We start from the raw sequence: 13,118 nt of genomic DNA, 5'->3' as shown, positions 1-13,118 counted from the left end.
GGCCGCAAAGCCCGACCGTCCCGCCGGCGCAATATACCAATGCACCCGCCAAGGGCACGAGAGGAGACGACAGTACCGTGGTCGACGCCACCTTTGAAGCCCGCCTCGCCGAAACCGCCGCCAGCGTCGAACAGCGTCTCGACGCCCTGCTCGGCGCCACCCCGCTGGACGGCGAGCGCACCCGCCCGGCCCGCCTGCTCGACGCCATGCGCTATGCCAGCCTCGGCGGCGGCAAACGCCTGCGCCCGTTTCTCGTTATCGAAACCGCGCGCCTGCTCGGCCACACCGGCGAAGGCGCCGAACGCGCCGCGTCTGCGCTCGAACTCGTTCATTGCTACAGCCTGGTGCATGACGACCTGCCGGACATGGACGACGACGACATGCGCCGCGGCCAACCGACGGTGCATCGCAAATACGATCCGGCGACCGCGATACTCGCCGGCGACGCGCTGCTCACCTATGCGTTCGACGTGCTTGCCGATCCGGCGACCGACGCGGACGCCGGTGTCCGCGCCGAACTCGTCCTGACGCTTGCCCGCACAAGCGGGCTTGGCGGCATGGCCGGCGGACAGATGCTCGATCTGGCTGCCGAGAACCGCTCTCTTTCGGAAGCTGAAATTGCCGAATTGCAGGCCATGAAAACCGGCGCGCTGATCAAGGCCTCGGTGGCCTTCGGCGCCATCCTGGCGCGCGCGGACGCCAGTCTCCGGCGCGATCTCGACCGCTATGCGACCGCGATCGGCCTGGCTTTCCAGTTGGCCGACGATCTCCTCGACGTCGAATCCCATGCCGACGCTGTCGGCAAGGCGACCGGCAAGGATGCTGAAAGGGGGAAGGCAACCCTGGTCGGTCTTCTCGGTCTGGAAGCGTCGCGCCGGAAACTGCGCGATCTCGTTGCCGAGGCCGAAGCAGCGCTGTCGCGCTTCGGCCCTGAGGCGAGTGTCTTGCGCACCGCCGCCCGGTTCATCGCCGAGCGGCAGGCTTGAACCCGTCCGGGTTCGGTCTCGATAGGTCGCCTGTGGCCTATGACGGGCCGCGGGCGCGGTCGATCGCTTCAACGATCAGGGTTTCGGCTTCCGCCGCGGTGCCCCAGCCGACGATCTTCACCCACTTGTTCGGCTCCAGATCCTTGTAGTGAGCGAAGAAGTGCTCGATCTGGTGCAGCGTGATCGGCGGCAGATCCTCATAGGAGTGGATCTTGTCGTAGCGCTTGGTCAGCTTGTGCGACGGCACCGCGATGATCTTCTCGTCGTGACCGGATTCGTCTTCCATCCGCAGCACGCCGATCGGACGGCAGTTAATGATCGCGCCCGGCACGATCGGACGCTGGTTGGGAACCAGCACGTCGATCGGATCGCCATCGTCCGACAGCGTGTGCGGCACGAAGCCGTAATTTCCGGGATACCGCATCGGCGTGTAGAGGAAGCGGTCGACCCACATGGCGCCAGCCTCCTTGTCCATCTCGTACTTGATGGGCTCACCGCCGACGGTCACCTCGATGATCACATTGATGTCGTGCGGCGGGTTCTTGCCGATGGGAACGGCGTCAATACGCATGGGTGTCTTCCCTCCGTGAAATTCCAGACCCTCTTACAGGTCAAGCGGGCGTCTGCGCAAGCCGTATTGTGCGTTGCAGCATAGGAATTAGTCGCAACACCGTCTCTGTATCACAGCCAAACAGCCCGCTACGAGCGCTGATGCCGCTTGACCGGAAGCCGCCCCTATCCTGAGATGACGCCTGTCGGGTTGTGCGGCACGCGGGGAACAGACCGGCAAGGGAAACTGTATCGCTGGGGATAGAGGTGGACCGGATCGACGGGGCGACAAGAGGACATGGCGAAGATTTGCACCTGCCGGCACAGCGCTGCGCGCCATGGTTTCGCGCCCGCCCGCGGGCCGCTCCCTTGTTGCGCCTTGTTGTAATATTCGCCACCGGCTTCGCCGTTTCGACGATCGGGGCGCTTGCCGCCGACCCCCTCGTCCCCGCCTGCGGCACACCCACCACCGAGGCATTCGCCGTCGCCGAAATTCTCGGCGCCATCACCCTCCGCCTCGCCGACGGCCGCACCGTGCGCATGCGAGGCCTCATGCCGCCGTCCGAGATCCGCCTGAACGCTCCGCCGGACCCGCGCGCCCGTGCCCATCTCGCAAAAGTGATTGCCGGCCGAAGCGTACGCCTGCTCGCCGAAGGCGCCACACCCGACCGCTACGGCCGTATCCATGCGCATCTCGTGCGCGCCGATGACGGGTTGTGGCTCGACGGCCACCAGCTTGCCGCCGGCAATGCCGCGATCGGCGTCGAACCCGGCGAGACGACGCCTTGCCGCGCCGACCTTGAACGTCTGGAACACGATGCCCGCACCGCCGGGTTTGGGCTCTGGCAGACGCTGACGATTCGCAGCGCCGACGCCCCCTCGCTAGCCGAGGCAGCGCCCGGCTTTGCCATCGTCGAGGGCCGCATTCTTTCCGTAGGGGAAACCCGGTCGACGATCTATCTGAATTTTGGAAGAAAGTGGCGCGAGGATTTCACAATCACGATATACCAGAGGAATCTGAAGCGATTTGTGGCCGCCGGCCTCGATCCAAGAGCCCTCAAAGGTGCGCGCATCCGTATTCGCGGATGGCTTGAGCGCCATGATGGCGCCTTGATATCGGCTCAATGGCCGGGCCAGATAGTGAGACTCGACTAACGGACGTGGGTAAGTTGGAAGAAATGCAGAACGGATCGGTCATCGCGCGCATCGCGCGGGCCGGCGCGGTGCTTGTCGTCGCGCTGAGCGTGGCTGGCTGTCTGCTGTCATCCGGCGTCACCATCAGCGATCCGATTCCCGACGAGCCGCGCCCGCCGAGCGGCGAAACGGCCATCGGCGAGCGGGAACATCCGCGTGTCGTTGCCGCCTATGGCGGCGTCTACGAGGATTCCGGCGCCGAGCGCGCGATCGCCCGCATGGTCGGACGTCTGGTGGCGTCCTCCGACAACCCCTCGCAGAGCTACCAGATCACCATCCTGAATTCGCCGGTGGTCAACGCTTTCGCTCTGCCGGGCGGCTATCTCTACATAACCCGCGGCCTGCTGGCGCTCGCCAATGACAGCTCCGAGCTGGCCGCCGTTATCAGTCACGAAATGGCGCATGTGACAGCCAAGCATGCCATCGCCCGTCTCAAGCGGGCCGAGGAAAAGGCGCTCGTCACCGAAGTCGTGGCAACCGTCGTTGACGATCCCAAGACCGCCCAGACGGCAATCGCCTCGGCCGAACTCTCCTTTGCGCACTTCTCGCAGGCGCAGGAATTGGAAGCCGACATCGTCGGTGTCCGCACGCTCGCCCGCGCTGGATACGATCCGCACGCAGCCGCGCGCTTCCTCGCCGCCATGGGCCGCTTCGCCGACGTCACCTCGGCGCATTCCGGGGCCGGCAAGCAGCCCGACTTCCTGTCGTCCCACCCGACGACCCCTGACCGCATCACCAAGGCGAAGTTCGCCGCCCGTGCCGTGTCGGGCACCGATATCGGCGTGCGTGACCGCGCCGCCTACCTCGAGAACGTCAACGGCATGCTCTACGGCGACGATCCGAGCGAAGGCTTCGTGCGCGGCCGCAGCTTCCAGCATGCCAAGCTCGGCATCGCTTTCACCGCCCCCGCCGGCTACACGATGGAAAACTCCTCCGACGCGGTCCTGGCGACCGACGGCGCGGGAACCGCGTTGCGTTTCGACGGAACCGACATTCCCGCGACCATGGCGCTCGACGACTATCTGCGCTCCGGCTGGGTCAACGGCCTTATTGAAAACAGCGTCCGCTCGACCTCGATCGGCGGCCGCCCGGCCGCCACCGCGTCCGCCGTTGCCGACGGCTGGTCGTTCCGCATCGCGGTGCTGCGCGTCGACAAGATGTCCTACCGCTTCATCTTTGCCTCGAAGACGCCGACGCCGGCGCTCGATTCCGCCTTCCGCCAGACGGTCCAGAGCTTCCGCCTGTTGTCGGATGAGGAACGCCTGAGGCTGAAGCCGCTGCGCATTCGCGTCGTCAAGACACCGGCCGGCGCCAGCGCGGCGGCCATGGCGGCCCGCATGCGCGGCATCGACGCATCCCGCCGTCTCGCCCTTTTCCGCGTCCTCAACGGCCTTGCCGCCGACGAGGACCCGGAGACCGGCATGCAGGTCAAACTCGTTACCGACTAGCTCGTACAGAGACGCCGCACCACCTGGCGGCCGCAACCCCCTTGACCTGACTCGGCGCTACGGCAATCTTCGCGTCAGGGAAGCGACGCGATGCGGCGTCTGCCGCCGATCGAAACGAGGCCACGCCATGCTGTTCACCATTCCGCTCAGCATCATTCCGCTGATTGTCTACAACGTCATCGCCTTCGGCCTGCTCGGCGCCTTCCCGGGCGACCCCTGGTCGAACCCGGTCTTCACCATCGAAATGATCTCCGGCGCGCGCTGGACCATGGTTATCGGCGACCTGATGATCGCGGTCGCCATCGTGCTGCTGTTCTTCGAGATCCTCAAGGCGACCCGCACCGGCTCCGCCTCGATCATCGACCACATGCTCTCCACGGTCGTCTTCATCATCTACCTGATCGAGTTCCTACTGGTCGGCGAAGCCGCCCGGTCGGTGTTCTTCATCCTGATGATCATCGCCCTCGTCGATGTTGTTGCCGGCTTCTCGGTCACCATTCGCTCGGCCCGCCGCGACATGAGCCTCGGCCATCCCGGCGACGTCTTCTGAGCAACATCTCCGCTCGCCCGCCAGCGGGCGCAAACAAGAACAACAAGGAAAGCTGACAGATCATGGCGCGCAATTTCCAGATGCCGGGCCGCTCGGCGGCCTATGCCGCCGGCGGAATGGCCGCCACCTCACACCCACTGGCCACCGCCGCCGCGCTCGACATGCTGCGACAGGGCGGCAACGCCGTCGACGCGGCGCTTGCAGCCATCGCGGTCACCACCGTCGTCGAGCCGCACATGAACGGCATCGGCGGCGACTGCTTTGCCATTATCGCCAAGCCGGACGGCACGCTCGACGGCCTGAACGGCTCGGGCCGCGCGCCCGCCGCGCTGACCCTTGAGCGCTTCCTCGAACGCGGCGACACCACGGTCAATCCCTATCACCCCGATGCGGTCACCGTGCCGGGCGCCGTCAAAGCGTGGGAAACGCTTGCCGCCAGCCATGGCAGCCGTGGCCTCGATACGATTCTTTCGGCCGCCATTTCCTGTGCCGAGGACGGCTTCCCGATCACCCCGCGCGTCGCCCATGACTGGGCCGGCCTCAAAGGCCTGCTCGAACGCGATGCCGGCGCCACGCGCCACTACCTCGTCGACGGAGAAACGCCGCGCGCCGGCGCGCGTCACAAGCTGCCCGCTCTCGCCGAAACGCTGAAAGCGATCGCCGCAAACGGCGCCGACGCGTTCTACAAGGGCGCGGTTGCCGAAGACATCGTTACAACGCTTGCCGCCAAGGGCGGCGTCATGAGCCTCGACGATCTCGCCGCCGTCACCGCCGACGCGGTCACCCCGATCACCACCGACTATCGTGGCCTGACGATCGCCGAGATCCCGCCGAACGGCCAGGGCATCACCGCGCTGATCATGCTCAACATCCTCGAGCGCTTCGATCTCGCCGCCCTCGATCCGCTTGGGCCCGAGCGCTTCCACCTCGAGATGGAAGCCGCCCGCCTCGCCTATGCCTGCCGCGACGCCTATGTCTCCGATCCGGCGGCGATGACCGAGACCGTCGAGCGGTTGTTGAGCGACGCCTACACCGACCAGCTTGCCGGCATGATCGACCCGGCCCGGCGCCTGACCACCGTCATCGACGAGGATCTCGTGCCGAACGCCGACACGGTCTATCTCACCGTCGTAGATGAGAACCGCATGGCGGTGTCGCTGATCAACTCGGTCTATCACGGCTTCGGATCGGGCATCGTCACGGAAAAAACCGGCATCGTGCTGCAGAACCGCGGCGCCTGTTTCTCGGTGAAGGAAGGCCATCCCAACGCGGTCGGCCCGTCGAAGCGACCGATGCACACGATCATTCCGGGGATGGCGTTGAAGGACGGCAAGCCGGTGATGAGCTTCGGCGTCATGGGTGGTGCCTACCAGCCCTGCGGCCAGACCCACGTCGTCACCAACATTGTCGACTACGGCATGGATGTGCAGGAAGCGATCGACTGCGCCCGCCTGTTCTGGGACGACGAGGGCACGCTGCGCGCCGAGACCGGCATTCCCGAAGCAACCGTCGAGGGCCTGCGCAACCGCGGCCACGACGTGGAGCGCGCCAGCGAGCCGCATGGCGGCGGTCAGGCGATTGCCATCGACGAGGCAACCGGCCTGCTTGTCGGCGGCTCCGACCCGCGCAAGGACGGCTGCGCCCTCGGCTACTGAGGGTTTCTCTGGAAACTGAAATCAGACGGCGACGCTGAACCGGGTGCCGGGCGCGACATAAAGCGGCCGGCGATCCGTCTCGATATAGGCGGCGACCGCTTCGACCGGCTCCGCGCGGCGCTTTGCGCGCGTCTGCGGCAGGCCTTCCCGGGTTGCGATCAACTGCGCGATAAGCGCCGGATTTGACCGCAGCCGCCAGCTCGACCGCCGGCGCGGCTCGCTTCGCATTGTCGGCTCGATCGCGACCACCGCGCGCCCGGTTTCCGGCTTTGCGCCGACCGCGTTGTCATCCGCAGCCGCGTCATCGCGCGACGGAGCCGATTGACGGCGCCCACCGGCGGTGGCGGAAGGAAGTCCGGGACGGATTGACGTGATCATGGCACTGGCCCATCTGGCGGCAACTGTCCCGTAACGGAACAATTATCGATTTCTTCACGTCTTTCCGGCAAGTTACGGGCCAAACCTGTCGGTCGACCCGACCGGACAAGCGCGAGCGACGACGCGCAGGACATTGGCGCCCCAACCGAACGGCAGCACGCCGGACGGACCCGGCGCGGGAAGCGGACATGAACGGCAAGCCGTTGGAAAAACTGGATTCTCAGGAAATCATTCCGGCCACGCCGAAACCGTTGCAGCCGGGTAGCGTGGACTACGCGGCAACGCTCAGCGCGGTCTGCGAGGCTGTCTACGAATGGGACATCGCCAGCGATACGCTGCGCTGGAGCGAAAACGCCTGTGACGTCCTTCAGGTTCTTGATCCCGCCGACATCGCGACCGGACGCCGGTTCGCCGGCCTGCTCGACCCGGCCACCCCCGAGACCCGCTACAACGCGATCATGTCGTCAGCCGAAGAAGACAACGGCCCGGGCGTCCCCTTTCAGATCCAGTATGCCCTACAGCCGAAAGGCCAGCTCTCCGGCCAGACGATCTGGGTGGAGGATTGCGGACGCTGGTTCTCCGACAAGAAGGGCCAGCCGATCCGCGCCTGCGGCATCGTGCGCGCGATCAACGCCCGCCGCCACGAAGAAGAGCGCCTGACCTATCTCTCGCGCTACGACGCGCTTACCGGCCAGCTCAACCGCGCCGAACTCATCCATGAAATGAAAGAGGCCTTCGACGAAGCCCTCGACACCCGATCTTCGATGGCAATCGCCATTGCCCGCGTCGACAATCTCGCCGTGATCAACGACGCCTATGGCTTCGACGTTGCCGACACCGTCATCGCCAAGGTCGGTCAGCGCCTGAAATCGGTCATGCGGAGCCGCGATTCTCTCGGCCGCCTGTCGGGCAACAAGTTCGGTATCGTGCTGCGCGACTGCAACGAGGACGATTTCCAGGTCATCGCAGAGCGTCTGATCTCGACCATTTCCGACCGCATCATCACCACCCGCTACGGCCAGGTCAGCACCACGATCTCGATTGGCGGCGTGCTCGCCCCGCGCGATGCCCGCGCGCCGATCCAGGCGCTCGCCCGTGCCCATGAGGCGCTCGACAACGCCCGCCGGCAGTACCGCTCCACCGCCTGCCTGTTCCAGCAGAGCGGCGAACGCGCCGAGACCCGCCGCCGCAACGTCAAGATCGCCGACGAGATCGTCGCCGGGCTGAACGCCAACCAGCTGCGCTTCGCCTATCAGCCGATCGTCTCGGCCAAAACCCGGCAGACCGTCTACCATGAGGCCCTGCTGCGCCTCGACCGCCCCTCGATCAGCGAGGCGAACGGCGGCGCACTGGTCGCCATCGCCGAAAAGCTCGGCCTCATCCGCCTGATCGATGCCCGTGTGCGCGATCTCGCCTTCGCCGATCTACGGCAGCATCCCAAAGCCCGCCTGTCGCTCAACGTGTCGGCGGAGAGCATCACCGATGCCAGCTGGCTGGCCGAAACGACCCGCGTGCTGAAAGAAAATCCCGACATCGCCGAACGCACCGTCATCGAGATCACCGAGACGGCGATGATGCACAATCTGCAGGACGCCATGCGCTTCGTCGCGACCCTGCGCGGTCACGGCGCGAAGGTCGCCATCGACGACTTCGGCGCCGGCTACACCTCGTTCCACGCGCTGAAGGAACTCGGCGTCGATCTGGTCAAGATCGACGGCATCTTCATCAAGGAACTGACCAAGGGCGCCAAGGAAGAGGTCTTCGTGCGGTCGCTCGTCGACATCGCCAAGACCTTCGACCTCGAAACGGTGGCCGAGTGGGTCGGCGACGAGGAAACGGTCGAGCGCCTCACCGAGATGGGCGTCGACTACTTCCAGGGCGAACATTTCGGCCTGGCCAGCGACAAGCGCCCCTGGGACGATGGCATCGAGATCGCCTGACGAATCTCAGGCTGACGACCCAGGCGTAAGACCACCCCAAATCGTTGCAGTTCCGCATCGCTAACGCCCGGACATCATCCGGACGCCGGATCTCGATTCCGAGAATATTCCGGATCCTATTCAGCTATTCCGTATAACTATTGACTCCTGATAAAATTTCCGGCAATGATCCGCTTATGGACACGATTGACCGGAAAATCTGCAAACTCATCCAGCACGACGGCAAGCTGTCGAGCGCAGCGCTTGCCGACGCGCTCGGCCTGCCGATCTCGACCGCCAACGACCGCCTCAGACGGCTCGGCGCGTCCGGCGTGATCGCCGCCTGGCGCGGCGTGCTCGACCCTGCCCGCGTCGGCGCCGGGCTATGCGCCTTCCTGTTCATCGACATGAGCCATGACGGCGAGACGGAAGCGGCCGCGACCTTGAAAGCGCGCAGCGAAGTCATGGAGCTGCACCACGTCAGCGGCGCCCATTCCTACCTCGCCAAGGTCCGTGTCGCCGACATGCCGGCGATGCAGAAATTCCTCAGCGAAGTGGTCAAGCCGCTGAAAGCCGTCACCCGCACCGAAACGGTGTTTGCCCTCGACACGCTGAAGGAAACCTCGGAGGTCGCCGTCGCGCCCCCTCCGGAAGCGAGCCCATCATGATCGAGGTGCTGCTCAAGGGGCTCGGCGTCGGCCTTGCCGTTGCCGCTCCGGTCGGGCCGATCGGCCTGTTGTGCATCAAGCGAACGATTTCCGACGGCCGGGCGGCCGGGCTCGCCACCGGCCTTGGAGCGGCCACCGCCGACGGCGTCTATGGCTTCATGGTTGCTGCCGGTTTTGCTGCCACCGGACTCCTCGTCAGCTATGCGGATCCGATGGCCGTCGGCGGCGGTCTGCTGATTGCCTGGCTCGGCATCCTGTCGATCCGCGCCTTCGTGCGGAAACACCGCGAGGGCACGATGGCCGCGCCGCTGAAAAGCCGTGGCGTCCTGAGCGCCTTTGCCACCACCTTCGCTCTGACGATCTCAAACCCGATGACCATCCTCGCCTTCGTCGCCCTCATTGCCGGGCTCGGGGCAGCGTCCGCTGCATCGGCAAGCGCACCCTATGTGCTCGTCCTTGGCGTCTTTCTCGGCTCGGCCCTGTGGTGGCTGTTCCTGGTCCACATCGCCATAATCGCCCGCTCCCGTCTGAGGGAGGAGCACACCCGCTGGCTCGACCTCGTCTCCGGCGGCGTCCTGCTCGGCTGGGGCCTGTGGATCGTCGTCGGCGCCCTGCCGAAATTCATGGCCTGACCACCCGACCGGAAAAACAGAAAGGACGCCGCGCATCACCGCACGGCGCCCTTCCCGTAGTCACTCGGGCAGCGCGATCCCTCCGCGCCCTGATTGACCCTATTTGTCGCCGGCGATCTTCTCGATCTTGCGCTGCATGTCGGCGAGCTGACGCTTCATGTCGTCGAGATCGGACGGCTGCGAGGCACCCGCGGCGGGCTTCGCCTCGCCCGTACCGGTCGCCGAACCGCCCGTCGCGTTGCCGCCCATGCCGAACGGCAGGAACATGCGCATCGCCTTGTCGAACATCTCGGTGTTGCGGCGGACCTGATCCTCGAGCGCCTCGAAGCCGGTGGTGCCGAACGCCTGCGCCATCTGCTGGCGGAAGTTTTCCTGTTCCTTGGTCAGCGAGGCCATCGAGAACTCGAGATAGCTCGGCACCAGGTTCTGCATCGAATCGCCGTAGAACCGGATGAGCTGGCGCAGGAACGCGATCGGCAGAAGGTTCTGCCCCTTGTTCTCCTGTTCGAAGATGATCTGGGTCAGCACCGAGCGGGTGATGTCGTCGCCGCTCTTGGCGTCATAGACCACGAAGTCCTCTTCGCCGCGCACCATCTGCGCCAGGTCTTCAAGCGTGACGTAGGTGCTCGTGCCGGTATTGTAGAGCCGGCGATTGGCGTATTTCTTGATGACGATCGGGTTTTCCGACTTTGCCTTGGTCATACTCGTTCCACTCCTTGACCCGTCGCTTCTTTTGCACCGCACCCCGTCTCGGGGTCAGTTGCGGCGTGGCGCAGATGTATGCGGGTAGCACATTATGAAAATCATGGCCAATTCCAACCTTATATTCAAGATAGGGAATATTGCGGGCATTGCAGCGTTTTATTTCGCACCGGCAAAAACTCATTTCGAAAGTCGAAACGACCGATCGACAGACCGACGGTCCGCGCATACCATTCGGGAAAGCGCATAAGCCTTTGGTCGACAGCCGAATTGGCGATGCTGCAGCGCCCTCAGCGCGGTTGACAGCGCCCCGCGCGCGGTTTGTATTCGCAAGCAACGGATTTACAGCGGCGGCACGTGTGGTCGCCGGCGATGTTTCTTACGCCCAAAGGGGCACCACGGGAGGTCCTACATGAGCCAGCCGAACGATATCGTCATTGTCAGCGCCACCCGCACGCCGGTCGGGTCCTTCAGCGGAGCCTTCGCCAATGTGCCGGCGCACGAACTGGGTGCCACGGTCATCAAGGCAGCGCTCGAAAAGGCCGGCGTCGCGCCCGCCGACGTCGACGAAGTGGTGTTCGGCCAGGTGCTGACCGCCGGCCAGGGCCAGAACCCGGCCCGCCAGGCCGCCATCGCCGCCGGCCTGCCGGAGGAGACCACCGCCTGGGTGCTCAACCAGGTCTGCGGCTCGGGCCTGCGCACGGTCGCCATCGGCATGCAGCAGATCCTGTCCGGCGATGCCGACATCATCGTTGCCGGCGGCCAGGAATCGATGAGCCTGTCCCCGCACTGCGCGCATCTGCGTGCCGGCACCAAGATGGGCGACTCCAAGATGATCGACACGATGATCAAGGACGGCCTGTGGGATGCCTTCAACGGCTACCACATGGGCACCACCGCCGAGAACGTCGCCGAGAAGTGGCAGATCACCCGCGACGAACAGGACGCCTTCGCCGTGGCCTCGCAGAACAAGGCCGAGGCCGCGCAGAAGGCCGGCCGTTTCAAGGACGAGATCACCCCGGTCACCGTCAAGGGCCGCAAGGGCGACACCATCGTCGAGGATGACGAGTACATCCGCCACGGCGCCACCCTCGACACCGTCGCCAAGCTGCGCCCGGCCTTCTCCAAGGACGGCACCGTGACCGCCGGCAACGCGTCGGGCATCAATGACGGCGCCGCCGCGCTCGTCATCATGTCGGCCGCCGAAGCCGAGAAGCGTGGCCTCAAGCCGCTCGCCCGCATCGCCTCCTGGGCGACCGCAGGCGTCGATCCCGCGATCATGGGTTCGGGCCCGATCCCGGCTTCCAAGAAGGCGCTCGAGAAGGCCGGCTGGTCCGCCGCCGAGCTCGACCTCATCGAGGCCAACGAGGCGTTCGCCGCGCAGGCCTGCGCGGTCAACAAGGACATGGGCTGGGATACCGACAAGGTGAACGTCAATGGCGGCGCCATCGCCATTGGCCATCCGATCGGCGCATCGGGCGCCCGCGTCCTCGTCACCCTGCTGCACGAAATGGTCCGTCGCGACGCCAAGAAGGGCCTCGCGACGCTGTGCATCGGCGGTGGCATGGGCGTTGCCATGTGCCTCGAGCGCTAATCTTCAGCGCAGACGATTTCGCGCGCCGCCCGACAAACTCGCGGCGGCGCGCCAAAAACACACAAACACCAAGACGACGGCGGCCCCGCCCGCGGGCCGGAAACTGGGAGGAATGACATATGGGTAGAGTTGCAGTGGTCACCGGAGGCACGCGCGGCATCGGCGCGGCGATCTCCAAGGCCCTCAAGGATGCCGGCTACACGGTTGCCGCCAACTACGCCGGCAACGACGAAGCCGCGCAGAAGTTCAAGGACGAAACCGGTATTGCCGTCTACAAGTGGTCGGTCGCCGACTTCGACGCCTGCGCCGCCGGCCTCGCCCAGGTCGAAGCCGATCTCGGCCCGGTCGACGTGCTGGTCAACAATGCCGGCATCACCCGCGACACCATGTTCCACAAGATGGACAAGGACATGTGGGACGCCGTAATCAGCACCAACCTGTCGGGCCTGTTCAACATGACCCGCCCGGTCTGGGAAGGCATGCGCGAACGCGCCTTCGGCCGCATCATCAACATCTCGTCGATCAACGGCCAGAAGGGCCAGATGGGCCAGGTGAACTATTCCGCCGCCAAGGCCGGCGACATCGGCTTCACCAAGGCGCTCGCCCAGGAAGGCGCTCGCAAGAACATCACCGTCAACGCCATCTGCCCGGGCTATATCGGCACTGACATGGTGCGCGCCGTGCCCGAGAAGGTGCTTGATTCCATCGTCGCCGGCATTCCGGTCGGCCGCCTCGGCGAGCCGGAAGAAATCGCCCGCGCCGTGGTGTTCCTCGCCTCCGACGACGCCGGCTTCATCACCGGCTCGACCATGACCGTCAATGGCGGGCAGTACCTGACCTAGT

Annotated in this window: 13 protein-coding genes; 10 read left to right on the top strand and 3 right to left on the bottom strand. The window is 65.4% G+C overall.

Annotated features, from left to right (window positions below):
* The first annotated feature begins 77 nt into the window (after positions 1-77).
* The gene (locus C0606_10500) at positions 78-986 is read left to right on the top strand and encodes a geranylgeranyl pyrophosphate synthase (protein PLX38606.1); all 909 of its coding nucleotides are present in this window, start codon (positions 78-80) and stop codon (positions 984-986) included.
* 37 nt (positions 987-1,023) lie between these two features.
* On the opposite strand, the gene C0606_10495 is transcribed toward C0606_10500, so the two are convergent.
* Positions 1,024-1,557: an inorganic diphosphatase gene (locus C0606_10495; GenBank protein ID PLX38605.1), complete on the bottom strand. Its 534-nt coding sequence runs from the start codon at positions 1,555-1,557 to the stop codon at positions 1,024-1,026.
* 350 nt (positions 1,558-1,907) lie between these two features.
* Between C0606_10495 and C0606_10490 the strand changes: the two genes are divergently transcribed.
* The 4 genes from C0606_10490 to ggt all read left to right on the top strand — a co-directional run bounded on the left by C0606_10490 (position 1,908) and on the right by ggt (position 6,382).
* Positions 1,908-2,690 carry a nuclease gene (locus C0606_10490; GenBank protein ID PLX38604.1) on the top strand — a complete coding sequence of 261 codons (783 nt, stop codon included), beginning with the start codon at positions 1,908-1,910 and terminating at the stop codon, positions 2,688-2,690.
* A 23-nt stretch (positions 2,691-2,713) separates the two neighbouring features.
* A complete protein-coding gene (locus C0606_10485; GenBank protein ID PLX38603.1) occupies positions 2,714-4,177 on the top strand; it encodes a metalloprotease in 1,464 nt (487 codons plus the stop codon).
* Positions 4,178-4,304: 127 nt separating this feature from the next.
* A complete protein-coding gene (locus tag C0606_10480) occupies positions 4,305-4,727 on the top strand; it encodes a hypothetical protein (GenBank protein PLX38602.1) in 423 nt (140 codons plus the stop codon).
* A 62-nt stretch (positions 4,728-4,789) separates the two neighbouring features.
* A complete protein-coding gene (ggt, locus tag C0606_10475) occupies positions 4,790-6,382 on the top strand; it encodes a gamma-glutamyltransferase (GenBank protein PLX38601.1) in 1,593 nt (530 codons plus the stop codon).
* Positions 6,383-6,403: 21 nt separating this feature from the next.
* Here ggt and C0606_10470 read toward each other — a convergent pair whose 3' ends face one another.
* Complete coding sequence (locus C0606_10470) at positions 6,404-6,760, bottom strand: hypothetical protein (GenBank protein ID PLX38600.1); 357 nt, start codon at positions 6,758-6,760, stop codon at positions 6,404-6,406.
* Positions 6,761-6,948: 188 nt separating this feature from the next.
* On the opposite strand from C0606_10470, the gene C0606_10465 reads away from it, so the two are divergent.
* From C0606_10465 to C0606_10455, 3 genes are all read left to right on the top strand, one after another.
* The gene (locus tag C0606_10465; protein PLX38599.1) at positions 6,949-8,700 is read left to right on the top strand and encodes a GGDEF-domain containing protein; all 1,752 of its coding nucleotides are present in this window, start codon (positions 6,949-6,951) and stop codon (positions 8,698-8,700) included.
* Positions 8,701-8,876: 176 nt separating this feature from the next.
* Positions 8,877-9,347: an Lrp/AsnC family transcriptional regulator gene (locus C0606_10460; GenBank protein ID PLX38598.1), complete on the top strand. Its 471-nt coding sequence runs from the start codon at positions 8,877-8,879 to the stop codon at positions 9,345-9,347.
* A complete protein-coding gene (locus C0606_10455; GenBank protein PLX38597.1) occupies positions 9,344-9,979 on the top strand; it encodes a lysine transporter LysE in 636 nt (211 codons plus the stop codon). Before C0606_10460 ends, C0606_10455 begins: the two co-directional genes overlap by 4 nt.
* 99 nt (positions 9,980-10,078) lie before the next feature.
* Here the strand turns inward: C0606_10455 and phaR are convergent, their stop codons facing one another.
* Entirely contained in the window at positions 10,079-10,681 is a 603-nt protein-coding gene (phaR, locus tag C0606_10450; GenBank protein ID PLX38596.1) for a polyhydroxyalkanoate synthesis repressor PhaR, read from the bottom strand.
* Positions 10,682-11,093: 412 nt separating this feature from the next.
* Here phaR and C0606_10445 point away from each other — a divergent pair, with 412 nt between their 5' ends.
* Positions 11,094-12,275: an acetyl-CoA C-acyltransferase gene (locus tag C0606_10445; GenBank protein ID PLX38595.1), complete on the top strand. Its 1,182-nt coding sequence runs from the start codon at positions 11,094-11,096 to the stop codon at positions 12,273-12,275.
* A 119-nt stretch (positions 12,276-12,394) separates the two neighbouring features.
* The gene (locus C0606_10440) at positions 12,395-13,117 is read left to right on the top strand and encodes a beta-ketoacyl-ACP reductase (GenBank protein ID PLX38594.1); all 723 of its coding nucleotides are present in this window, start codon (positions 12,395-12,397) and stop codon (positions 13,115-13,117) included.
* The last annotated feature ends 1 nt before the right edge of the window (position 13,118 follow it).

It is taken from the genome of Hyphomicrobiales bacterium, assembly GCA_002869065.1.
Lineage (GTDB): Bacteria > Pseudomonadota > Alphaproteobacteria > Rhizobiales > Rhodobiaceae > Rhodobium.
This window is presented reverse-complemented; position numbering and strand designations above follow the sequence as displayed.

Bases quoted from the DNA above. Each gene is read 5' to 3' on its own strand.
- C0606_10495 (PLX38605.1), bottom strand. From the start codon at position 1,557: ATGCGTATTGACGCCGTTCCCATCGGCAAGAACCCGCCGCACGACATC.
- C0606_10485 (PLX38603.1), top strand. From the start codon at position 2,714: ATGCAGAACGGATCGGTCATCGCGCGCATCGCGCGGGCCGGCGCGGTG.
- C0606_10480 (PLX38602.1), top strand. From the start codon at position 4,305: ATGCTGTTCACCATTCCGCTCAGCATCATTCCGCTGATTGTCTACAAC.
- ggt (PLX38601.1), top strand. From the start codon at position 4,790: ATGGCGCGCAATTTCCAGATGCCGGGCCGCTCGGCGGCCTATGCCGCC.
- C0606_10470 (PLX38600.1), bottom strand. From the start codon at position 6,760: ATGATCACGTCAATCCGTCCCGGACTTCCTTCCGCCACCGCCGGTGGG.
- C0606_10465 (PLX38599.1), top strand. From the start codon at position 6,949: ATGAACGGCAAGCCGTTGGAAAAACTGGATTCTCAGGAAATCATTCCG.
- C0606_10460 (PLX38598.1), top strand. From the start codon at position 8,877: ATGGACACGATTGACCGGAAAATCTGCAAACTCATCCAGCACGACGGC.
- C0606_10455 (PLX38597.1), top strand. From the start codon at position 9,344: ATGATCGAGGTGCTGCTCAAGGGGCTCGGCGTCGGCCTTGCCGTTGCC.
- phaR (PLX38596.1), bottom strand. From the start codon at position 10,681: ATGACCAAGGCAAAGTCGGAAAACCCGATCGTCATCAAGAAATACGCC.
- C0606_10445 (PLX38595.1), top strand. From the start codon at position 11,094: ATGAGCCAGCCGAACGATATCGTCATTGTCAGCGCCACCCGCACGCCG.
- C0606_10440 (PLX38594.1), top strand. From the start codon at position 12,395: ATGGGTAGAGTTGCAGTGGTCACCGGAGGCACGCGCGGCATCGGCGCG.